The sequence below is a fragment of the Bradyrhizobium sp. CCBAU 11386 genome (assembly GCF_028128955.1).
In the GTDB taxonomy this organism is placed as follows: domain Bacteria; phylum Pseudomonadota; class Alphaproteobacteria; order Rhizobiales; family Xanthobacteraceae; genus Bradyrhizobium.
The window spans coordinates 16,378-38,622 of sequence record NZ_LBKA01000016.1; the positions used below are offsets into that span (position 1 = coordinate 16,378).

Sequence of the window (22,245 nt, forward strand, 5' to 3'; positions counted from 1 at the left end):
GGTCGTTCGGACTGTCTGCGACGACACCACCGTGCGCGTCGACAACAGCTATTACGCCGCGCGGCCCGCGCCGATCGGCAGCCAGGTCGTCGTGCGCATCTACACCACCACGATCGAGATCCGTGATCGCCACACCCGTGCGCTGCTGCGTGTTCATTCCCGGATGGCGCACCCCGGTTCTGTCGTCCTGCCGACCAGCGAACGGCCGTTCAACCCGTCGCGGCAAACCGCCGTGCTGCTGGCGAGCGCCGAGCGCATCGGACCGCAGACCAGGGCCTTGTGCCAGCAGGTGTTCGACACCGAAGGGCGCCCCGGACAGCGCGCGATGTGGGGCATTGTCGGGCTGGGCCGGAAGTATCCGGCGCGGCTGGTCGAGCAGGCCTGCGCGCACGCCATCGACACCCGCATCTACCGCTACAAGCACGTGCGTGCGACCGTCGAGCGGTTGTTCGAACAGGCGATCGAGCAGGTTGGAGTGACGCCACAGCCGGCATCGCCGCTCACCCAGGATCATCCGCTGATCCGTACCCCCGCGGAATACGGCGACCTCTTCAGCCGCGCTGTGCGGCGCGACGCCGACGATAATGGTCGGCAGGCCGAGGCTCACGACGATCACGCCACGGCAATCCGCGCTCGTGTCGCCTGCGCAACCCCGGCCAGCTCCGGCGCCACGAGCGCTCCCGCTGCACCTTCTCACCTTGACGGACGCAGCTATCGGCTCAAAGAAGCCGCTGAAGCTCTTGCCCGGGAAACAAACTCAAACTAACAGTCCCTTGTCCTGCCTCGCGGGTGGAGGATTTTGACTGACCACACCCGGAGGAATTTGAAGTGACCCGCGGGGTTTTGGGGGAGCGGCGGCTTTTGCCATAGGGCGCCTCTTGGCTGGTTAGTTGTCTTATAGGTGAGGCGCTTTCCAGCGGCACCCTTCAACACACTTCTGCACGGTCGAGATCGTTCACGCCAAGAGCAACGCGATTGCTGCAGCGGAAATCAAACTCGTTCAAATATCGGTGCAAATGCTTCTCGGCGCAATGCTGATCGGTACCCTTCATGCCGCGCTTGAACACGGAATAGCAGCCTTCCACAGCATTGGTCGAGATCATCTTGTCGGCTTCGTAGCGAACGTACTCGTCCTTGGTGTGGGTGACAGTCGAGCCCATCAGTCTCAGCAATGAATTTGTAGGCGTTGGATTCGTCGGACATAAGCTGCGCTTCGCGGCTCAGGTTCTCGCGAGAACGATAACGTCGGCAACGCGAACGCCATCAATGTGGAAGCTGCGAGCGGAGCCGCCGCTCCACAAGGGTAAGGACAACGTTGTTAGCCCAAGCGGTCCGGCCCTTCTTGGGAGCGCCTTCAACGCGACCAAAGAAGGTTTCGTCGGCTTCCCGGGCTAGCGTCGGTCGAGCGCATAGCCTCGCGTATGCGATGCGAAAGGAACCATGCAGTCTTGAGGGTGCAGCCCAAGATGCGATGAAGCTGGTTGCTCGAAATGCCCTCTTTGCTAGACTCCATTAGGAAGATGGCTTGCAGCCAGTGCCGCATGGGAATGTGGCTGGACTCAAAGATGGTCCCTACCTTCACGGTGAAGGGTTTCCGGCACTGGTAGCACTTGTAAGCGCCGATCCGGGTGGACTTGCCGCCCATCTTGGAAATGCGCTCCACACCGACGCAGTGCGGGCAGACGGGCCCCTTCGGCCAAAGACGAGCCTCAACGAAGGCGTCGGCGTCTTCTTCGTTGTGGAAGTGCTTGGCGGAAAGAATAGATTTCATGACGCATGCCCTTGTTAATCCGAAACCTACGGATCATTTGGGTACGTCAAGTATACGGAGTTTCGGGTAAGCGGAAATTCAATGAGACAGGTGCACGAACGAACGAAGCCAATGCATAAAATCGATACGGGTCTTATCGGCCAGCCCAAAGCGAAGCCCGAAGATGCCGAGCGCCAGCACGGCAACGACGCCGCTAATGACTTTTGCCGCCTCGGGAGAGAGTAGAAAATCGGTCATGTTCGCCACCTATTCCTGCTCCGGCCACCCAACAACTTGGGCGTGAGTATGTTCCACATTTTCCGTTAACGAAATGGCTAACTCAGCTAATAAAGTTACAAAGACAGCCAGCCCCATGAACCACAAGTCGTCATGGAGTTCGTGAATCTGGATCGGCGCCGTCATCTCCGTAAGCTCAGAAAACCTGCTGACGCCGTATACGAGGACGTAGAGGTAGTAGAGGGTTGCAAGCGCGAAAAGCCCCTTCATCCAATTTGCCAGCCTATCGCCGTTCACAATGCAGTAAATAATATTCCCAAAGGACGCGGAAACCAACACGACCACGATGAAGAAGTAGTCGCGGAATAATAGCTTCTGGTTCGCCAATTCCGCCAACCAGACCAACTGTATCGTGGGACGCTGGTGCAGCGCATGACACACTGGATACAGGCCAATAAACACGGCGAGCAGCCACACACTCACCCGCAACGTTGCACGCCACTTGATCCCCAATTCGACCACCCCCATTTTTGCAACCCTAAGACGCTGAAATTTCAGCGTCAACCTAGTCCGATTCCATGGGGGCCAGCTAGCCTGGCGAGGTGTCTGCTCGCGGCAAGCAATGAATCCGACCCTGAGCGGGTGGCCTCAAGGGGCAGACCACTTGCCTTGGGTACGTCAAGTACAATAGGCCCGCTGGTCTGATCTCAAACAGCTCAATCCGAACCTTGGCGATTAGCAGACGGCCCCCGGGAGCAGGGCCTGACTGGGATAAGCGGCTGCGAATATATCTGGGTGAGGCAGCGGGATTAACTGCTTCCCGCCTGTCCTTTCGCTTAGCGCGAAGCAGACCGTCTCCCCGGCATCCAGCGCGAGCTTGCCTTCATCGAGCCGGCCAATGCGGATCTTCGGGCCTTGCAGATCCTGCGGCACGCCGATCGGCCGATTGAATTCCAGCTCTAGCGCACGGGTCGAGGCGGGCACACGGGCGTGATCGTCATGGGTCCGTGGCTGAAGTTCAGCCTGAAAGTATCAGCCCCCGAAAGACAGAGCGCACAAAGCTTTTCAGGTGATGCGGTTGCCGGCCCAACGGTTGCGACAATCTTGGCATGGCGTGAGCGGCGCATCGTGCGCCTCCAGGTCAGAAGATAAGCTGGGCATCAAACGAGATAGGGCCGCTCATAAGGTATTCAAAGCGAGCTGGCCGACGTTGCGCACTTTCGCTCTCTCCGCCGTCCGTCGTTGCTGGACCAAGAGGTGAAAACACTGCACTTATGCATCGGATGCCGCCGCCGTCTGTCCCTGATGGGTGGATTGTACGATGCTGTTTACCGCGCGGTAGGCGAACACGATGGCTGGTCCGATCGTAATGCCTGCCCCAGGGTAGATCCCACGCATCGGTGAGGTCATGTCGTTGCCGCAGGCATAAAGACCTGCGATCGGCACGCCGTTTCCATTTAGGACCCTTCCGCCAGGATCCGTTGACAGGCCGGTCGCAGTTCCAAGGGTCGCCGGGACAATCGGGAGCGCAATGAATGGCCCGTTCTTGATAGCTCCAAGGTTCGGGTTTTTCTTTCCGACCGCGGGATCTCCCAGGGTTCGGTTGAAAGCCGATTCACCGCGTTTGAAAAGCGGATCGCGCCCTTCAGCTGCGTGGGCATTATGTTCTTCAACGGTCTTTTGTAGCTCTTGCGGGTCGAGGCCCAATTCCGCCGCAAGCTCCGCAATCGTCCGGCCAGTCTCGATGTAGCCCAAGCGGGCATATTTCTTGATACTCAAAGTCCAGGGCCAGGGGAGCAGGTGTCCCATGCCTCTGAGGCGGACGAATTCCTTGTCGCAGATGAAATAGAACCGCTTGTCCGCCGGATAGCCGTTGTTGAACATGGCAAGGCAGATGTCATGGTACGAATTGGATTCATTGACGAAGCGCTTAGCATTTGGCCCTACGGCGATGACACCTGGACGGCCCCGATCGAGCCAGCCGTACGGGACCACTTGCGAGGCGCGGCCGTTCCTGAGGATGGACACGGGCGTCCAGAATCCACTCGATGCAACGTCATTATCGATCGCAGCTCCGAGCTTACCTGCGAGCGCAATGCCGTCTCCAGTGACATCGCTGTGGACCAGCGTATCATTGTGCTGGTGGGCTCGGCTGAGCTGGGCTCGCAATTGACCGTTCCGCGCAAAGCCACCAGTTGCCAGGATCACCCCGTGAGAGGCGCGGATGCGGAGATCGGCGCCATCATGCTTGACGATTGCGCCAGTGACCCTCCCGCCCTCCCTCGTCAGATCAACCGCTGGGCAGCTTGGCCAGATTTCAACGCCATATCTGCGCAGGCTTACCAGTAACCGCGCGATCAGCGCATTGCCCCCACTGAGTTCAGTGCCTCTCCTGTAGCGCAGCCGATCGCTTGCGTAGCGGCCGACGCGGCGCAGGACGTGCTTGAGCGAGGCAGCCGACTGGAAGGGATTGAGGAAGCTTCTGACCTCGCTGGATGAAATCATCATCCCACCGAGCACGACCCGGATCGGATCACCTATCAGGTCGAAATCCTTGCCGAGAAGCCGTCCGTCATAAGGTGCGGGGCTCAGCGCCCGGCCCTTGTCGATCCCGCCGATCTGGCTCGAATGATAATCCGGAGCGGAGGCCAGTGTGAACTTGACTTCACTCCCATTCTCCAAGCTGGCGAGCGCCGTTGGGCCGTCTTCAAGATAGGCGTCCACGAACTCGGGGCGATAGTAGTTGCCAAGTTCGTGTTGCAGATAGATCTTCGCTTTCGCAATCGAATCGTCAACTTTCGCCGCTCGGGCCTGCATTGAGCATGGAACCCAGATCATGCCGTTCGACAGGGCGGTCGTGCCACCCAGCCGGTCGGCCTTCTCGCACACCGTCACGCGAAGTCCGGCCCTTGCCCCATAGAGCGCCGCGGACAGTCCGGCCGCGCCGCTGCCGATCACGAGCACGTCCGTCTCCCGGTCGTGCGTTGGCTTCGTCGCTTTGGACAAGGAAGCGGTATCGGGTTTCAATCCCGTGATTGGGCTATTCATTCGTGCCTCGGTGCAGGATTCTGCAGTGAATGCTGACGCTTTCGCCGGAGCGGAACGGCTTTGAATTCTTCGGCTGCAGCCTTCACCGCCCGCTCGATCGGGATTCGTTCGATGGAGGAGGCGCCAACGAAACCGACACATCCGGTCGATCGGTAGACTTCCGAGGTATCCTGAGGCTCAGCGATTGCCCCGCCATGGCAGAGAAGGATGACATCCGGGCGGACGGCCTGAGCCGCAGCATTGATCTCGTTGATGCGCCTGATGGCCTCTTCGATCGACTGTCCCTCCTCATGACCAACAAGTCCGCCGCGCGTTGCGCCGACATGTGGGACGATGCAGTCGGCTCCCGCGGTTGCCATCGCTTTGGCATCGTGCGCGCTTGCGACATAGGCGAGCGAGAAGATGTTCTTCTTGCGGGCCGCCGCGACCATCTCGACCTCACGCTCAAAGCCGAGCCCGACGCGGCCTCGACGATCGCGCCATTTCTCACCCATCGTTGAAATGGTCGGGTAATTGATCACGCCGGAGAATCCGGCAGCCCAGAACTTGTCCAAGAGATCATCGAGGTCTAGCCGGAGTGGATCCCAAGCCTCGACACCGCCTATAACGGGAACGGAGGAGACGACGTTGCGGATCTCCGCAGCGAGTTCGAGCGTGCGCGCATTGGAATCGCCGATCCGGCTCGTCGGCAGCCCCATCAACCGCGATAGGCCAGTGCTGTAGACCACAAGCATGTCGGCGCCGCCGAGAGCTACGCATTTTGCGACGAGGCCGCAACTGCTCGCCGCGGCAAGCACTGCCTTTCCAGCCGCAACTTGAGCTGTGACCTTTGCGAGTATTTCGGTCCGATCAAACATCCGCACGGGATGAAGCTCCTGGTGTCAATTGTTCGACGATCCACGATGCGGCCGCCTCCGCAAATTCCGGATCATTGATGTGACAGTCCAACTCGCGGGCGATGATCGAGCGCGGCAGGTGTCGTCTCACCGCGTCGAACCAGGCTCTATCGGCTTCAGGATTTCGAAAGATGCCGCCGTCCCGGTCATAGTCAGACACCCCCTTGGCCGGCCACAACACGAGAGCGGGCCCCTTTGCTTGAGAAAGGCGCTCGGCTGTGAGCCTGCCTATGCGCTCGTTCTCCGAGACGGTCGTGCGCATGAGCGTCGTGAAGGGAGTATGCGAATAGAATTCGCGCCCCTTGAATTCGGCAGGCACGCTCGAGGGAAGGCCAAAATTCACCATATCGATGGCCCCCGGGGCTATGAGCTGCGGAATCATGCGGTGAGAAGCTGCTTTGAGCCGATCCGGACCTGCACTGGCGGTGCCGCCGACAAGCTCGTCAGCGAGTTCGGTTGTGGTCAGATCGAGCACCGCATCGAACTCACCGACGGACACGAGTTGCTCCATCTTGCGTCCACCGGCGCCATTGGCCGGAAAGACAATCGCGTCGATGCCTGCCTCTGCCAGCCGCGCGACACAGCGATTTGCCGCCGGCGTCGTGACCCCAAACGCCGTGATCGCAACTGTCTTCCTCTTCTGCCGGTCTTGAGCGGGCACATGGCGCATCGCCGCAATGGCCCGCCCCGCATTGTCGAGAACGCGTTCGGTGAATGAGTTGATCCCGAAAAGATCGACCAGGGTCGGATAGAGGATGATGTCGTTGTGGAGGGCCAGTTCGGCCAGGAGGGCTGGCCTCGCGCTGCTCACCAGCAGTTTCGGGAAGCCATACGGCAACTCCGAAACAACTTCACCGAAGACTGCACTGCCTTTGCCGCCCGCTACTCCGACGATGGCGTCGATCGCACCTGATCGCAGGAGCTCCTTCACCTCTTCACGCGCGCTTGCAGCTATTTCCCGTAAGAGCTCGGCGGGTGCAGCCACCTGTGCATGGCTGCCGTGCGGCTCGCTTCTACCCCTCCTGTTTGATGTGCCTACATCTATCGTAAGAGTCTTGCGGCCGCACTGTTCGATCACTCGTGCGAGATAAGCGGTTTCGCGGCCCTTTGTGTCCAGGGTCGCGACGATCGCGACCTTGCCGGCAAGATCGGACGGGTGACCATCCCGCACCGACCTCTGGTCGTCCGCGCAATGGTGAGACACGATCTTCCTCCTGGACGTTTCTGGACACTTGGAGGTCTAGATCGGAGTAAAATGGCTCATAAGCCCGAATACGAGCGCGACTGGGTAAAGTTGGGTAGGCGCCAAGCGGCCATAGGAGCAGCAGTTGCCGCCGCCTCCAGGCTTGTCTTAAACAGAACAGGAACGAACAAGCCTGGTGCAAAAGTTTCCCCGGGGGAAACCGCGCGCCGAACCCCGGAGCCGGATCCGATGCCGCGATTCACCGACCGCTACGTCGCCTCCCTCGAGGCCCAAGGGACTGAGCGCTTCGAGGTCAAGGACGATGCCTGCAAAGGGCTGGCTGGCGAGAGAGGGAAAAGACGTCGTGGTGACGCGTGGCTCGACCTTCGAGAACGAAGCCAACTTAGCCCCGACCTTCCTTGCTGGGCAATCCTCCACGCCTTGTCAGCCACGGCCAGCGCCTTCGCTGGCGTCGTGCGCAGGGCCTCATCCACCAGCGTTGAACCTGTGCAGCGCTGAGCGGTAATTGAGGCGAGGTCGTTAGCCAGCCAAGAGCGTTCCGGGACATGCCCCATCATCGAACGGATCGGTCGCAATGGAGCGACCTGACGGGGCCCTCCCCGTCTCGATGAAGGCGCCCGATGAGGTACAGCAGTTCCGAAACGAGGTGATTGAGCGCCACCGTGTGGATTGGAAGCCGCCTCCCCATTTGAAACCAGACTGGGGCAGCGTAGCTGGCGGATCTTTGATGGATTGGGGCTCCGCAAGGTCGCGAGCCGTCCAATTCCGCGACACCAATTCCCGACCGCGCGGCGAGGCGCGCTCCGAGTCAAAAAAGATGCCGCTGCCGGAGTTTTCCAGCAGCGGCGCCAGTCAGGGAGGAAGCAGACGAGCCGGTCTGCTAGCGGGTCCGTAGGGCGCAGATAGCTCGCCCGAAATTTTTTACCCGAGACGCTTCACGGGCCTCTTCACCGCCAGCGGAGCTCGCTCAGTACCCTGCAGCAAATCGCATCCGGCACTCAGGACGGGCGCGGAGAGCCCAGTTAAGCAGCCAGGAGGAAACGGCGCCGACGACCATCCCTTCCCATCCGAACCTGGCTCCTGCGCCAAAGAAAACAGGACGGAGCTCCGAAACGATCAATGTCGTGGTCTAGACCTGGATGAAGCGGCGTGTAAGATCGGCGGAAGCATCAATTGGGTAGGGTTGGGTAGAAACCGTGAGAGCCAATGTCTTAGGTCGCCTTGCCGCAAGTCTCTCCTCGTCTCGCGGTGATCAGATGACGATCTATGCGCCGTCACTGCGGACCCTTCCGCAAAACGCCATGCTGGTCATGGCCACGCTTCCCGTCATCGACTGGAACGACTGTCTCCTGCGCGACTTGCAAGCGGGGCCCAAAGTGCCCCCTTCCTGCTATGCGGCGATCGTCATGATCGACCCGTTTGCATGCTGGGAAGATCTTGGTGATTCGTTGGAAGATGCAAGGATGACCGGAGTGACGAACTTTCCGCCAGCCTGCATGATTGAACGGACATCGGCAGGAGTGCCGCTCGATCGCGGTCAGGAGCTCGAGCTTCGCCGTATGGAGTGGTTTGCAAGGCGCGGGTTCAAAGTCCTGTTTGTCGCGGCGGACGAGGCAAAGATGACAGCAGCGGAGCAACGGCTTGGTTCGCAGCTGGATGGGGCCGTCTATCTGCGACCCGAGGCGCTTGCGCTGCCGACTGGATCGGATATCGGGCTCGTAAGCCTTGGCTCTCATGGATCGTCGTCGGTACCGAGGTTCTCCCTGGAGCAGGCCGCCACGGCCAAGCAACCGCTCCGACGGGCATGAGGCCTTATTCGAGGATCCGCAGTTTCTTGATTTTATTGTAGAGGGTTTTGCGCGAAAGCCCGAGAGAGCGAGCAGTCTTGCCGCGGTGAAGCCGGTTTCTCTTCAAGCCCTCGATGATCCAGTCTCGCTCGGACAGCGAGGCCGCGGGCCGTGCGCCTGAAGGTGGCTCCAACAACGGCTTTAGCACCTCACCGGTGATGTGACTTGATGGCAGGGTCACGAGCTGGTTCACGACCTGCCGCAACTCGCGCAAATTGCCTGGCCAATCGTGCCCGGCGAGCGCAAGGAATGCAGAGTTTTCTATCGTGAGCGTCTGGGCGCTGGAATCTCCTTTGGCTTCGACGGTGAAGTGTTGAACGAGTTGCGGCAGATCTTCAAGCCTGTCGGGTAGCGAAGGCAATTGGACATCCAGCCCGGTAAAAAGGTCGAGAAGCCGCGCGCACAGAACCGTTTCAAGGCCAGCGCCTCGGGCCACGGTCGCGGTGGCAATGATCCGGGCATTGGAGCGCATGACAGTTACCCCGTTCAGAGGGGTAAATCCGCCTGTCTCGAGGTAATCGGCAAGGCGCTCCTGTCCACCGCGCGAAAGTTGGTCGACATGCAATAGCACGACGGCACCGTCACTCGACGCCTCCAGGAGTGACAATTGGCGTCTGCCGCTCTCAAGACGCTCGGCGCCGAACAACGGGCCAAGTATATCCATCGCCGGACCGGGGCGGCAATGAAACAACGCCGTTTTGGCGTGCCTGCGGTCGCTAAACGCGTGAACCAGGGTTGCTATTCTACGCTTGCCAGAGCCAGCCTCCCCCCAGATGAGGACCGGGCGGGGGGTCGCCGCAACGCGTCTGGTGATCTCAAGGGTGCGCTTCATTGCCGAGGACTGCGCGATCACGCCGTGCCTGAAACCACTCAACTGCAGCTGCCGTTCGAGTAGATCCACCTTTTCGCGCAACAGGTGGATGGTCTTGAAGCCCGACGTCACCTCGAGGACCGACATCTCCAGAGGCACGCGGTCCAGCGAAGAGCCTCCGATGAATCCCTGGATTCCGGTCTCGCGACAGATGTCGAGGAGTTCGTCCGGCTTTGTGATCGGGCCCCCACCAAGCAGGCAGATGGTGCTCTTGTTGACGGATTGAGCAACGCGCGCAACGGCATTCGTACGGGCTGCAAGTTCAGACAGGCTGATCGACGGATCGGCTCCGCTTTCAACCGCGCGGTTTAGATTGAAGTTGATGCAAATGGCCTCCGCGCCCGCTTCGACCATTCGACGCGCCTCGGATTGACTGCGCGTGTAGGCAATCGTCATCAGGCCGCGTTTTGCAGCTTTCACGAGGAGCTCGATTTCCCGGGAGTAACCAAGACCACACTTCTCGAGCAATGACCTGCGCTCATCGTCGATGTGTATGACCGATGGGAAGTTGGTCACACCGGCAAATCCCCATTTGATGATCCGATCGAGCCAACGATCAAGATCGAGCTCGGGGTCGAAGGTACAGGTGCCGAAGAAGACCGGCAGTTTCGTGCTGGGCAGGATTTCGGTCCGTCCGAAGCTTGCCACGAATTCGTTACTGTTGCGGATTGGGAGGATCGAGGCGGGTGAGGCCCCACCCATGGCACGAAAACGGCCCGCATTGAGCGCGAGCACGAAATCGGCCCCCGCCCGCTCGGCGGCCCTGGCGGTCATGCCCGACCCGATCCCCGCACCAAGGACAAACGAACGGGAATTACGGAAGAACTGCCTGATACTGGCTCCCTTCACCCTCAGCTGTCCGCCTGTCGATCCTGAGCCGCGCATCATCGCACGGCTCTACGTGAAGACTAGCTCCAACTCGCCGGTGCGTGCAACCGCCGTACCACCTTTCCATTGCTCATGAACAAGTGGCAATCGGCGGGAGCGGCGGTGAGGATGAGCTTGTTGGCGCCTTTGGGCCAACCGGATTGTGGCGCCCTGGCCACGACAGCTTCGTTTCCGGCATTACCGTAGATGTACGTGACGCTGCCGAGATGCTCGACGAAATCGACGCCCAGTTCAATCGAGATCTCCTGCTGCCCGGGCATTGATGAGGAGAAGTCGTCCGGGCGAATTCCAACAGTGACCGGCTTGCCAACCAGCATCTGGTCCGGCTGGACCGGAACGGAGATCGTGGGACCGGCGTCCAACCGGACGTCCATGCCATGTTCATGAGCTGCCTCGACGTTGCCGCCCAGGAAGTTCATCTTGGGCGAGCCGATGAATCCTGCCACAAAGCGCGAGGCCGGATTGTGATAGAGATCGTGCGGGCTGCCGACCTGTTCGATGTTGCCGTCCTTGAGCACGACGATCTTGTCAGCCATGGTCATCGCCTCGACCTGGTCATGCGTCACGTAGATCATGGTATTTCCGAGCTGCTTGTGGAGCTTGGCGATCTGAACCCGCATTTGCACGCGCAAGTCGGTGTCGAGGTTGGAGAGCGGCTCATCGAACAGGAAAACTTTTGGTTCGCGCATGATGGCGCGCCCGATTGCGACGCGCTGGCGTTGCCCGCCTGAAAGTTGTCGAGGCTTGCGATCCAATAAATGGTCGATCTGCAAGAGCGACGCAGTTTTGGCTATCTTGGTGGCGATCTCTGCTTTCGAGGCTTTCGCCATGCGCAGTGGAAAGGCCAGATTTTCCCTGACCGTCATATGCGGATAGAGAGCGTAGCTTTGAAAGACCATGCCGAGGTTGCGATCGGCCGCATCAATGTCGTTGACGAGCTCATTGTCGATGAGGAGCCGCCCACCGCTAATGGGCTCGAGCCCGCCAATCATGCGCAAAAGCGTGGATTTGCCTGACCCGGATGGACCGACGAAGACGACAAATTCGCCGTGATCAATCGCAAGGTCGATATTGCGCAGGATCTCGATCGTCCCATAGGCCTTCTTGAGACCTTCCAGGCGAACATCGGCCATTATGCCCTCCTCTGTTGCGGGCGAGCCCCGCGAGCGGCACTTACCTCAACGTCGCGCAAGCTTGATACGATGAAGTCGGGGGCCATCAGCGACGGATCCTGACGCATCGGCACGCCGGTTGTAACAAGCACCGTGGCAAGCCCTGCCCTCTTTCCGGCCTGAATATCCGTAGGAATCTGGTCTCCAATCATAATCGTCGAAGCGCGGTTCGTGCCGAGGCGTGAGAGCGCTGTCTCGATCATCGGCACTTGCGGCTTTCCGACGATCGAAGGCTGTACTTGCGTCGCGGTAGCCACAGCTGCAATCGTCGCACCAGCCCCAGGTTCAAACCCGCTGGCCATCGGCAGCAGAAGATCGGGATTTGTTCCGATGAAGACAGCGCCATTGAGGATCGCCTCAACGGCAATTCGCATCTTCTCGTGAGTAATATCCCGGTCAAGCCCCATCACAACAACTTCGGGGGTTCGGTCAGTGACCTCCAGCCCGACATCGCGCATGGCCGTGACAAGCGACGGAGCGCCGATGACATAGGCTCGCGTCAATTGCGGATAATTCCTTCGAATGAGTTCTGCAGCCGTGATGGCGCTTGTCACGGCCTGTGACGGCGCGATCGCAAGCCCGAACCCTCTCAGCTTGCGGACGACGTCCTCAGGAGTATGCGTCGAATTATTCGTCACAAAACAGAACGGCACGCCGGCCTTCTGCCATTGCGTGAACGCTTCTATGGCATCCGCAATTGCCGTGCTGCCACGGTAGACGACGCCATCCAGGTCGGAGATGATCCCTTCTATTGGCGGCCAGTTGACGTTGGAGCGTGTCCTAGCCATTCATCAGCATCCCGCCATTCACATGAACGATCTGCCCGGTCATGTAGGAGGCTGCGGGGCTAGCCAGGAACACCGCGAGCCCTGCAATATCCTCCGGCAAGCCGACCCGACCCAGCGGAATTCGGCCACTATGACGCGCTTCGGTCTCTTCCCTAGGGCGGCCGTGCATGGGCGTGTCGATAATCCCGGGTGCAATTGCGTTGACGTTGATCTTGAGCGGAGCACATTCATAAGCGAGCAGCTTTGTCACATCGTGCACGATGGCTTTTGACAAGCAATAGTCGGCGCCGCCAGCCTGGTAGTTGAAAACCGCGCCTTGAGATGACAACGAGGACCCGACATTGACGATACGGCCGCCCTTGCTCTTCATGAAGCGCTCGATCGCCAGCTTGGCGCAGCGCAGAACCGCGACGGAATTGATCTGGATGGTTTTTTCGATTCGATCGGCATTGCCGGTCAGAAGCGGCTGAGCCGATTTTATTCCGGCGTTGTTGATCAGGACATCGAGCCTGCCGAAGCGCTTGGCGATCTCATCAAGCACCCTGCCGACATCGTCTTCTCGTGACACATCCATGCTCATCGGCAGGATGCCGTTGCCGTAGGGCACGCGCGTTAGAATGTCCCGGAGGTTTTCCACATGTGTGTCGGTTGCCAGGACGTTCGCACCGCCTTGACGGAAAGCATTGGCAATGGCTGAGCCAATACCTCCACCCGCACCGGTCACGAGCACGGTCCTGTCTGCAACTGAGAACTGTTCGGTCATTCCAACTCCAGGATAGTTTGAGATTTGAGAAACTCGTCGACGGCTTCGCTGCTTGGCATTGCGCTTTGCGCGCCGCGTCGCGTTACACACAGCGCTGCCACTGCAAGGGCCTTCTTGACCGCTTGCCGTATCGGTAGCCGCTGAGCAAGAGAGGCTGCAAAGGCTCCATTGAAGGCATCGCCTGCGGCGGTCGTATCAACGACCTTCACAGGAAATGCCCGGAGCGCAAAAGACGCGTTGGCATCGGCGTAGTAGGCCCCCTGCGCGCCAAGCGTGATCAGCGCTGCTCTCGGGCCGAGATCGAGGAGCTTTCCGGCCGCATGAGCGGCGCTGTCGAAGTCGTGCACCTCGACGCCGGTGAGCTCGAAAGCCTCGGTCTGGTTTGGAGTGACAAAATCAACACTCCTCCACGCCGCCGCCGATAGGCCGGCCCTCACGGGGGCCGGATTGAAAATGAGCTCGAATCCTTTGACGCTCTTCATTGCAAAGAGGTGATTGAGCGCGGAGACCGGCATGCCCATCTCGGCAACGACAATTGCGTCCCGCTCAATGAATTCGGCGGCCTTTTCGACCATGCTTGGTGTGACATTTGCGTTGGCTCCGGGGTCTATGACGATCATGTTGGAGCCATCATCGCCGACCAGGACGAGAGCTGAACCCGATATCTCCCCTGGGCACACCGCCACTGCATCGAGACCGACACCTGCCTCACGCAGCGCTTGCAGCAACGATCGACCGTCGTCGTCATCGCCAAGCCGAGTGTAAAAGCTCGGCCGAAGGCCCAATCGAGCGGCGGCGACCGCCTGATTGGCGCCCTTGCCTCCCGCATGCCGCTTTAAGCTTCCCATCAGGCTTTCACCGGGCGTTGGAAGCCGCTCGACGTTGAAGCAGAGGTCGAGATTGGTCGTTCCAAAGAACATCAATGGCCTCGGGCTCATTTCACGGCCCCGAAGGTAAGACCACGTTCGAGATGACGCTGGCCAAGGATGATCAGCACGACTGGCACAATCATGGTCACCACCAGACCCGCAGCCATGACCGGATAGAACTGAATGCCCGGATTGAGCAGCTTGAGGAGGGCGACGGTGACCGGTGCTTTCGTCGAACTGAGGATCAGGCCGAGTGCGAAGTTGTGCCACGCAAGCAGGAAAATGAGCAATGAAGCGCCTATCAAGCCGGGCTTTAGAAGCGGAAGGACGATGTGCCAGACAACCCGGAATGGTTTTGCACCATCCATGGCGGCCGCCTCCTCAATGTCCTTTGGGATGTCCTCGATATATGAACGGCTCAGCCAGATGATCATCGGCAGCGTGACGACCTGATAGACCCAGATCATACCGAAATAGGTGTCATAAAGACCGACTGTCTGGAACACACTGAACAGAGGTATGACGACAAGGAGCGCCGGCGCGAAGCGAAAGCCCAGAATGAAGAATGCGATGTCCTCCTTCATGGGGATATCACGCCTCGCCAGAACGTAGCCCGCAGGCACCCCCGCGATCAGCGATACGAGCACCGCGCCAAGCGAGATCACAACGCTATTGGTGACCGGCGTCAGGAAATCAACCTTGATGGTGCCGTAGCTTGTTGCACCGGCCTGAGCTGCATCGAACAAAACGCGGAAGTTTTCGAAAGTCGGCTTGAAGATGAAGCGCGGCGGCCACGTCATGACCTCCGCCTGCTTCTTCAGCGACATCATCACGATCCAGACCAGCGGAAATGTCAGGATCAGCGTACAGGCGACAACCAGCAAATTGAGGAACACGCTTGCAGGCGTTGAGCGATTTAGCCGCATCTCAGCCTCCTCTAGCTTACACGCTGCCGGACCGAGCGCCACAATTTCACCATGGCCAAGGTCCCGAGAAGCACGATCAACCAGTTGACGAACATGAGCGCTGCACCACGCCCGAAAGCAAGATTTTGAAAGGCGGTGATATAGGCGCGGACCGAGAGCACGGAGGTACTGTCACCCGGGCCGCCCTGGGTTGTTCCGAAGATGATATCGAACTGGTTGAGCGATTCGATCAGCCGAAATACCGCGGCGATCAGGATGTATGGCGCGATGAGCGGAAGCTCGATATGGAGGAACGTTGCCCAACCCTTCGCCCCATTGACCCGCGCAGCTTGTCTGACCTCATCGTTGATGCCCTGCAAGCCGGTGAAGATGATCAGCGCGAAAAATGGCGTATAAGTCCATATGTCGATGAGAACCAGCGAGAACATCGCCGTGCTGGCGTCTGAAATCCATGCGAACCGGCCGATCCCAACAAGCGATAGCAAATAGTTCAGGATCCCATTCTGCGGATCCATCATTGTGGTCCACATCAAGGCGACGCTCATTGGCGGCAGAACCAACGGAAAGAGAATGACCGGTCGCATCAGCCGGGCAAGGAACACCCCACTTGCGAACAATTTGGCAAGCGCAAGCCCAAACAACGCTTCCGCGAGCACCGCGGAGCAGGCATACGCCATAGTCGCCCGCACGCTGTTCCAGAAATCCTGGGTCTTGATCGCCACTTCATAGTTGGTGAATCCAATGAAGCGAACCAGCGGACGACCAAACTTGAGATCGGTCAGCGATTGAAAGAGCCCATAGAAAAACAGAAAAAGAAATGCAAGCAGGATGATGATGGCGGGCGCAATCGCAGCAAGGCTCCACCAGTCAAGCGCATGCTGCTCGGCGCTTTGCACCTGCTCGTTTTTGGATGGTGCCAGTTGGCCTGCCGATGATTGTAACGTCACGGTTGCCTCGGTGCCTCGAAGGTCCATCGCTCACTTCCCGAAAGATACTCGGGCGTGGTGGGGAGCGGCAAACCCTTATGGCGCCCCCCCGATCGCGTTACATGGAAGAGCGGATCTCGGAGGCGAGGTCGGTCAACGTCGCCTTCACATCCGCGCCATTGACCATTTTCTGCATGGCGACAGCCCAGGCGTTCATGGCCTCGGCAAACCCTACGCGCGGCGTAAAGGCGAGCGCTGCCCTGTCCTGCACGCTTTTGAAGGTATCCACGAAGTTCGTGAATTCCGGTTTGGCCGCATAGTCGAGCCAAACCTTGTCGCTCCAGGTCGAAGCGCGCGGAGAGTTGACGAGCTTCCCGGCGACGGCTCCGTTCAGCTCGACCTGCTTTGACGTCGCCCACTGAATGAACAGCCAGGCCGCTCCCTTTTTCTGGGAGGCAGCATTCATCGCCAGGGACCAGATCCAGATGTTCGATTCGAAATTCTTGCTGTTCGGAGCGCGCAGCGGGGGAGCGAATGCGATCTTGCCCGAAGCGGGCTTGCCCGCAACATCGTTCCAGAACCCGAACATGTTGGAATCGATCGCCATCGCGGTCCGGCCCGAATTGATGCCATCGACCACCTGATACCAGTTGTCGTTGGCGAAGGATGGAGCAGCGCACTTCTTGATCATCTCCACATAGTCCTTGTGGAAGGCGATCGACTCCCGCGAATCGAGACCGGTTTCCAACTTGCCGTCCTTGACGACGAAGTCGTGCACACCATACGACTTGGCGATCGAGATTGCGGCCGTGTGGATGCTGCTCCAAAAGCGCACTCCCCGCACGCCCAGAGGTGTGATCCCGGGATCGGCGGATTTCAGCTTCTCGCAAGCTGCAGACATTTCCGGCGGAGTTGTCGGGACCTTGATACTGTGCTTGTCCAGAATGTCCTTGCGGTAGAACAATTGGATGTTTTCGAAACCGTGCGGGATGGCCCACACCTGACCCCGGCCGGCCTCGATCTGCCCGCCCTTGATCTCCCATGTCAGCGCATCACGTAGTGTGGGGAAAAAGTCCTTGTAATCATAGTTCGCCGTGGTGAGCTTGGGATCGCTCAGGTATCGATCGAGCGGCTCGAGCAGTTGTCCGGGCGCGAGATCCCAAGCTGGCTGAATCCCAGTGCCGACGACGTCCCACGACGGCGACTTTGTGCTCAGCTGGATGGTCAGCTTATTCCAGTAGGCGTCGTCCGGATAAAGCTCGGGGGTCACCTTGATGCCTGTCAACTTCTCGAACTCAGGCAGCTGTGCTGCGACTGCGTCAGCATACGGATGGATATCGTATGCCCACACAATCGAAGCGCCCTCGAACTGGCGCCAATTGATATCGTTCGCTTTGGCGCGGCCGAAAGATGCGGCCGCACCGGCCAAGAGCGTTGAGCAAATCAGAGCGGTTTTGACAAAATGAGCCGAATGGCCGCGCAAAGCGGCTGGCGTCCTTGGCATTAGTCCCTCCTCCGGGCTCATTGGCCCGCAAATTCACGTGCCCTCCTCATCTGGGGCCGCGAGTGTTGGGAACGCTAACCGTCATTTTCTGCCCATATGCACCCATTCAGATCGAAGTTGGGTAACATTGGGTAAGTCAAGACAGAGCATCACAGGAGCGCCATAGTGGGAGATGATCAATGCATGCGCATGTTCAGGCCCCGCGAAGCCAGCTCCGCAAAGAAGGGGCGATCCTGGCGAACTGCTCGCGCTTTTGCATCAGTAGCTGGTTCAAATGCTCTATTGATCCCGCCGCTCGTCACAGACGCGGCGATCTTGTTCTTGAGTGGCTGCCTCAAGACGGACGATAGCTCGCTGCAGAATAACGACGCATTGTCGCGACCTTTCGGAATCTCCCATCGCACCGACGATCTGGTCTCTCGACTGGCCGAACGGCGGTGCGATAAGCGCTGCGCCGGCAGCGCGGGGAAGTGTCTGATCTGCTTTCCTCGAAGCAACTGCACGTGCAGGACGGTGAGTTTTCTGCCCAATCAGCGACAGCACCTTCTTCGAATTTCTAAAGAATAGTGATGCGGCTGCTCGTCTCGAAATTGCACGCGGGTCGATGCGCTAAGTGGTCGCGTTTCGCTTCTCGATCTCCGCATGCGGCTCGGGACCGAGGTCCCTCACTTTTGTGCACGGCGCAGCGACGATTTTCATCCGTTGCATCATCTGGTCTGGTCAAGCATCGCATTCACTATTGGATTTGTTATCCGACCAACACGGGCGCCGATGCCGCAACCGAGCTTGCGTTGCAGAGAGCATGATTCGAGCCCCCGAAGCGTCCCAACATTCTGGAACCACGGGCAAATCTGCTCTTCATTGTGCTCGAGAAGCGTCCACAAGTCCGGCAACAGCTTCGCGCGCTGCGCACTCATGCTGCGTTGCATGCGGCGTTCCGATGGGACAAGGCGCGGCGTTTCACCAGCGATTCTTGTATGATTTTGAGCACGCATCGGCAGCGCTGGCTTATTGCCATGCTTTCTTCTGAAGATGGGCTGCACCCCACGCTCGCCGCACGTCACGTTGCCCTTGATCAACTGTTTCAGTGCTCGCAGTACCGTCATGGCACTCACTTTTGTCGTCGTCACCGGCAGTAACATAATTTGGAGTTTGCTTGATGACTAAGTGGCGTGCGGCCTAGCGCTAGCCGCTTCAGTCACCGCCGGCTTTTGCGTCGAGCACGCCTTCATCAAACGGTCCCATCGCGAAATGATCCGTCAACACGGCGCAGACTGGCAGGCTGGTAGCGAGCGCATAGATTCTGGCGGACCAACTAGGACGGTGAAGGCGGAGATATGACACTCGATCGGAATATCCTCGAGAGCGGCGCTAAGCGGGAGGCGCTCAAGCTGGAGGAGCCCGATTGCCAAGCCTCGGCGCGATCGTTGCGAGCCCATGCATCGGCGATCGAGGCATTGCGCGCCTGTTACGTCATGCAGTCAACCGTCAATACCGTCGCGCTCTACGACGCCGCAGCAGCACTGTTCGGCTCGGATTTCGACCGGGCCGAATACCACGAGGTCGAGTGAATATATCTGATCTCGACGCGCTTGCAGTTGGGCAAGCGCGATGCCGAAGTCCAGACTATCTTACGTCGACAGAGCGGGTGAAAGCCTCTAATTCGATTCCTTCCGTTACGCCGCGAGGCGGCCACCATAAGTCTCTGCCTCACAACGATATTGGGCACGCGCCCCAAGAGGCAGGCGATCAGCCTGAAACATTTTATGGCGCTCCTAAGGGGAGGCCGCTTGGTCGAGACAACACTCTGTCCGCTCGACAATCGGCGTTACGATAACAGATTCACGACGTCGCAGAGATCGTCGCGGGCGCGTTTGCTCGGCCAAAGTCCTGAACTTTTCTGCGAAGGCCTCAACGTAGTCGTCGGCCAGTACCTCGATGCCCTCTTCAGGCATGTCGGAATAAGGATGAAAGATGTCGGCGAGGACCGGCGGCAGCCCCAAACGTCGGCTCCCATTGTTGCCCACGCATAAAAGGCCCATCGAATGGCCGCGCCTCGAGTCCGGCCTCTTCGCTCGTTATCGATGAGTGCCGTAACGGTTGCCAGTTCTCGAATTGAGATAAGTCCCGGCACGGTGTGATGAGCCGGACCCGCCCAAATAGCTGCCGCCATGACTGGTAGTGTGATGTCCGCCGCCGTAGCTGACGCGCCCGCCATGTCCTCCGCGTGCGTTTGCTTGTCCGATCACGCCGAGCAGCAACAGACCGGCAACTATTGCAATCAACTTCATATTTCGCCCGCCCCTTTCAAATGTGGAAACGTATCCAAGCGCAGCCGACGCGTGATAACAACCTTCGATACACGCAAAATATGCAGCTTTTACGCAAGGAACAACCGGAGACGAGCCGCTTTCCGGCGCGAGAAAGGCGCGCGATTGTCCCCGAAAGGTCTAAATCTCCAAATGCAGCCGGTGACCTCGTCTGAATGCCCAATCGGTCGAGCAGAAATACCGCAGATGAAGGACCCTCTACGCTGATTATCATCATGGCCGCGATGCTAACATAGGCCTGCTACTTGCTCGGGGCCAACATTGTCATCGCCGAAAATTTCCACCCAGTCGACTGCTGCAGCCGATCGAGATCTCATCTTCGTAGTGATTGAGCGTCATCGCGAGCTGTCGGCGCATTACGATGCGGCCTTGTCCGTATCGGCGAAGATCGATGGGCGCGAGTTTGATGCTGCCGACGAAATCAGCAGTCAAAAGAACCATGCTCTCGCGGAGCATGCGAATGTGCTCATCCGTTCAAGGCCAACGACGATCGCGGGCGTTATTGCTCTGATCCGTTACGTCGGCAGCCTACGAGAGTGGGAACTTCCCGATGATGATGCATGGTATGGGGTTTTCTTAAAAGGACTGGCAGACGCGATCGATGGAATCGCCATGGCGCAGCGGCTTGGGCGAGACGGCGATTAACGTGGCGCTCGCTTTCATCTTCCGCGGCATACTTTTCTGGGGGGCCATAGCTGCGCTTCTCTACTTCCTGTGGAAGTTGCCATTCTGAAGCCCGACGATTAGAGGCTCGCCCTAGCGAGTGTCGAGGCAATGAGGAGCGGAAGCTTTTCAACCACGGTAAGACGCCTCGCAGCATCGAAGCGTACGCGCTTCGATGCTGCCGTGGCGGCCCGAGCCAATGGGCTATCTGCTCGGTTAGTTGATCATTTGGCACTTGATAGCTGCCTCAGCAAGCAGCTCGGCTCCGCACGGTTGTCGGCCTAGCTCGTTTCAGGTAGGTTTGTTCGTTCTATTCTCGAGATCCAGGCACCTCGTCATCAACTTATGGAATGTTTCGGGCTCATCGAGCATAAGCCCGTCGTCGATTATGCGCTTGTAGTCTTGCTCCAAGACCGTTCGCGATTGTCCTTCGGGGATAAGCTTCAAAGATTCTTTGGCGGCTGCATGATAGTCGATGACCCCGCCCTTAGGGTCCTTTTTAGCACCAGGTCTTGTGTTCTGCGACCATCTCGGCAAGCTTTCTGTCCTTCAACGCCGCCTCGGCAATCTTCGCATCGTCCAGCCTTACAATGTCGTACCAATAGCGGGCGAAGCGTTCGCCTTTCAGTTTGCCTTGGACGCAAAAGACGTGGATCGCCGTGGCCTTTAAAATCTCCGGATGAGGCAAGGATATCGATTGCTTTGCTCCTTTGGCTCCATCGATCACAAGGCGGACCGTTTCTCCAGCACGCAAAAGATCCTGCAGGATGCCTATCGGCCGGACGAATTCCGGCTCGAGTTCACGGATACACACATAACTCTTGCGTGGTCTTCGTGGGTTCCGTGAGTTTAGCCGAAAGGTATCTACCCCGGAAAGGTAGAGAGCACGTATCTTCTCAGGCTCGGCACTTGCCGGACCGACTGTTGCCACGATCTTGGCGTGACGCGAGCGACGCAACGTATCCCCCATCCGAAGATTGTGATCTATCTAGCCATAAAGACCAAAGCAGACCATTACGGACTGCGGTCGACGGTAGTTGAGCAAGCCAATGTCCTCTTCGTCAGTCGCTCAACACCATGCGATGGAGGCTATTGGCAAAGTAAATCCTACTTTGAACCGATCCACGACAACCATTGTTTCAATGCGCTTTATGTCTGAACTTTCGTCTGTAAGGCGCCGGGCAAACCGCTCGTAATCTTCCATATCGTTTACGGTAACTAGCAAGACGAGGTCAGCCAGACCTGTAACGTAGAATGCGCTCATCACTTCAGGCATCTTGCTAATTTGCCTCTTTAGACGATCAACGGTATCGGCACGCGCGCGCTCCAAGCAAATGAGAACCACTGCAGTCACATTCCGCCCAATTGCTTTTGGAGAAATGATGGAAACGTCGGCCTCTATGACGCCCGTCGATCGAAGGCGCTTCAGCCGACGTTGAACTCCGGATGCGGATAGGCCGACCTTCCCTCCAAGTTGTTCACTACAGAGGCGATTGTCTCGTTGGACGAGATCAAGAAGACGAAAATCGATCTTGTCGAGTTGCATCACTGCCTCGCGGCCAG

18 protein-coding genes and 4 pseudogenes are annotated in these 22,245 nt (G+C 58.6%); 4 read left to right on the top strand and 18 right to left on the bottom strand.

What is annotated here, in order from left to right:
* A pseudogene (locus XI09_RS04655) lies at positions 1-766 on the top strand (IS21 family transposase); the annotation flags it as partial.
* A gap of 119 nt (positions 767-885) precedes the next feature.
* On the opposite strand, the pseudogene XI09_RS04660 reads toward XI09_RS04655, so the two are convergent.
* The 7 genes and pseudogenes from XI09_RS04660 to XI09_RS04690 form a co-directional block, all read right to left on the bottom strand.
* Positions 886-1,771: pseudogene (locus XI09_RS04660) on the bottom strand (IS1595 family transposase); the annotation flags it as partial.
* Between the two features lie 78 nt (positions 1,772-1,849).
* A complete protein-coding gene (locus XI09_RS04665) occupies positions 1,850-2,008 on the bottom strand; it encodes a hypothetical protein (protein ID WP_179880073.1) in 159 nt (52 codons plus the stop codon).
* 9 nt (positions 2,009-2,017) lie between these two features.
* Positions 2,018-2,551 carry a hypothetical protein gene (locus XI09_RS04670; RefSeq protein WP_143279391.1) on the bottom strand — a complete coding sequence of 178 codons (534 nt, stop codon included), beginning with the start codon at positions 2,549-2,551 and terminating at the stop codon, positions 2,018-2,020.
* A gap of 189 nt (positions 2,552-2,740) precedes the next feature.
* Positions 2,741-3,114, bottom strand: a pseudogene (locus tag XI09_RS04675) (pyruvate kinase); the annotation flags it as partial.
* 145 nt (positions 3,115-3,259) lie between these two features.
* Entirely contained in the window at positions 3,260-4,951 is a 1,692-nt protein-coding gene (locus XI09_RS04680) for an FAD-dependent oxidoreductase (RefSeq protein ID WP_271565831.1), read from the bottom strand.
* Positions 4,952-5,031: 80 nt separating this feature from the next.
* Positions 5,032-5,892 carry a phosphoenolpyruvate hydrolase family protein gene (locus XI09_RS04685; RefSeq protein WP_271565832.1) on the bottom strand — a complete coding sequence of 287 codons (861 nt, stop codon included), beginning with the start codon at positions 5,890-5,892 and terminating at the stop codon, positions 5,032-5,034.
* A complete protein-coding gene (locus XI09_RS04690; protein ID WP_271565833.1) occupies positions 5,885-7,135 on the bottom strand; it encodes a Tm-1-like ATP-binding domain-containing protein in 1,251 nt (416 codons plus the stop codon). The genes XI09_RS04685 and XI09_RS04690 overlap by 8 nt, the downstream gene beginning before the upstream one ends.
* A 1,256-nt stretch (positions 7,136-8,391) precedes the next feature.
* On the opposite strand from XI09_RS04690, the gene XI09_RS04695 reads away from it, so the two are divergent.
* Positions 8,392-8,943 (top strand): hypothetical protein, encoded by a 552-nt coding sequence (locus tag XI09_RS04695; RefSeq protein WP_271565834.1) that lies wholly within the window; start codon positions 8,392-8,394, stop codon positions 8,941-8,943.
* A gap of 4 nt (positions 8,944-8,947) precedes the next feature.
* Here XI09_RS04695 and XI09_RS04700 read toward each other — a convergent pair whose 3' ends face one another.
* The 9 genes from XI09_RS04700 to XI09_RS04740 form a co-directional block, all read right to left on the bottom strand.
* The gene (locus XI09_RS04700; protein ID WP_271565835.1) at positions 8,948-10,627 is read right to left on the bottom strand and encodes a phosphoenolpyruvate hydrolase family protein; all 1,680 of its coding nucleotides are present in this window, start codon (positions 10,625-10,627) and stop codon (positions 8,948-8,950) included.
* A gap of 134 nt (positions 10,628-10,761) precedes the next feature.
* Positions 10,762-11,874, bottom strand: coding sequence for an ABC transporter ATP-binding protein (locus XI09_RS04705; protein ID WP_097669736.1), 1,113 nt, complete (start codon positions 11,872-11,874; stop codon positions 10,762-10,764).
* On the bottom strand, positions 11,874-12,701 hold the full coding sequence (locus tag XI09_RS04710) for an HAD-IIA family hydrolase (protein WP_271565836.1): 828 nt from the start codon (positions 12,699-12,701) through the stop codon (positions 11,874-11,876). The genes XI09_RS04705 and XI09_RS04710 overlap by 1 nt, the downstream gene beginning before the upstream one ends.
* On the bottom strand, positions 12,694-13,464 hold the full coding sequence (locus XI09_RS04715; RefSeq protein ID WP_097669734.1) for an SDR family NAD(P)-dependent oxidoreductase: 771 nt from the start codon (positions 13,462-13,464) through the stop codon (positions 12,694-12,696). Before XI09_RS04715 ends, XI09_RS04710 begins: the two co-directional genes overlap by 8 nt.
* Positions 13,461-14,384 carry a ribokinase gene (locus XI09_RS04720; protein ID WP_245570222.1) on the bottom strand — a complete coding sequence of 308 codons (924 nt, stop codon included), beginning with the start codon at positions 14,382-14,384 and terminating at the stop codon, positions 13,461-13,463. The genes XI09_RS04715 and XI09_RS04720 overlap by 4 nt, the downstream gene beginning before the upstream one ends.
* 14 nt (positions 14,385-14,398) lie before the next feature.
* Positions 14,399-15,259, bottom strand: coding sequence for a carbohydrate ABC transporter permease (locus tag XI09_RS04725; protein ID WP_097669732.1), 861 nt, complete (start codon positions 15,257-15,259; stop codon positions 14,399-14,401).
* An 11-nt stretch (positions 15,260-15,270) separates the two neighbouring features.
* Positions 15,271-16,233: a carbohydrate ABC transporter permease gene (locus tag XI09_RS04730; protein WP_271565837.1), complete on the bottom strand. Its 963-nt coding sequence runs from the start codon at positions 16,231-16,233 to the stop codon at positions 15,271-15,273.
* Positions 16,234-16,303: 70 nt separating this feature from the next.
* Entirely contained in the window at positions 16,304-17,689 is a 1,386-nt protein-coding gene (locus tag XI09_RS04735; protein ID WP_097669730.1) for an extracellular solute-binding protein, read from the bottom strand.
* A gap of 707 nt (positions 17,690-18,396) precedes the next feature.
* Complete coding sequence (locus XI09_RS04740; RefSeq protein ID WP_179880071.1) at positions 18,397-18,795, bottom strand: hypothetical protein; 399 nt, start codon at positions 18,793-18,795, stop codon at positions 18,397-18,399.
* A 231-nt stretch (positions 18,796-19,026) separates the two neighbouring features.
* Here XI09_RS04740 and XI09_RS04745 point away from each other — a divergent pair, with 231 nt between their 5' ends.
* Both XI09_RS04745 and XI09_RS04750 read left to right on the top strand, forming a co-directional pair.
* A complete protein-coding gene (locus tag XI09_RS04745) occupies positions 19,027-19,260 on the top strand; it encodes a hypothetical protein (protein WP_271565838.1) in 234 nt (77 codons plus the stop codon).
* Positions 19,261-20,280: 1,020 nt separating this feature from the next.
* Positions 20,281-20,664, top strand: a complete 384-nt coding sequence (locus XI09_RS04750; protein WP_097669727.1) for a hypothetical protein — start codon at positions 20,281-20,283, stop codon at positions 20,662-20,664.
* A gap of 679 nt (positions 20,665-21,343) precedes the next feature.
* On the opposite strand, the pseudogene XI09_RS45690 reads toward XI09_RS04750, so the two are convergent.
* Together XI09_RS45690 and XI09_RS04760 are read right to left on the bottom strand one after the other, a co-directional pair.
* A pseudogene (locus tag XI09_RS45690) lies at positions 21,344-21,640 on the bottom strand (pyruvate kinase); the annotation flags it as partial.
* A 111-nt stretch (positions 21,641-21,751) separates the two neighbouring features.
* Positions 21,752-22,228, bottom strand: coding sequence for an Lrp/AsnC family transcriptional regulator (locus XI09_RS04760; RefSeq protein ID WP_097669726.1), 477 nt, complete (start codon positions 22,226-22,228; stop codon positions 21,752-21,754).
* Positions 22,229-22,245 lie beyond the last annotated feature (17 nt).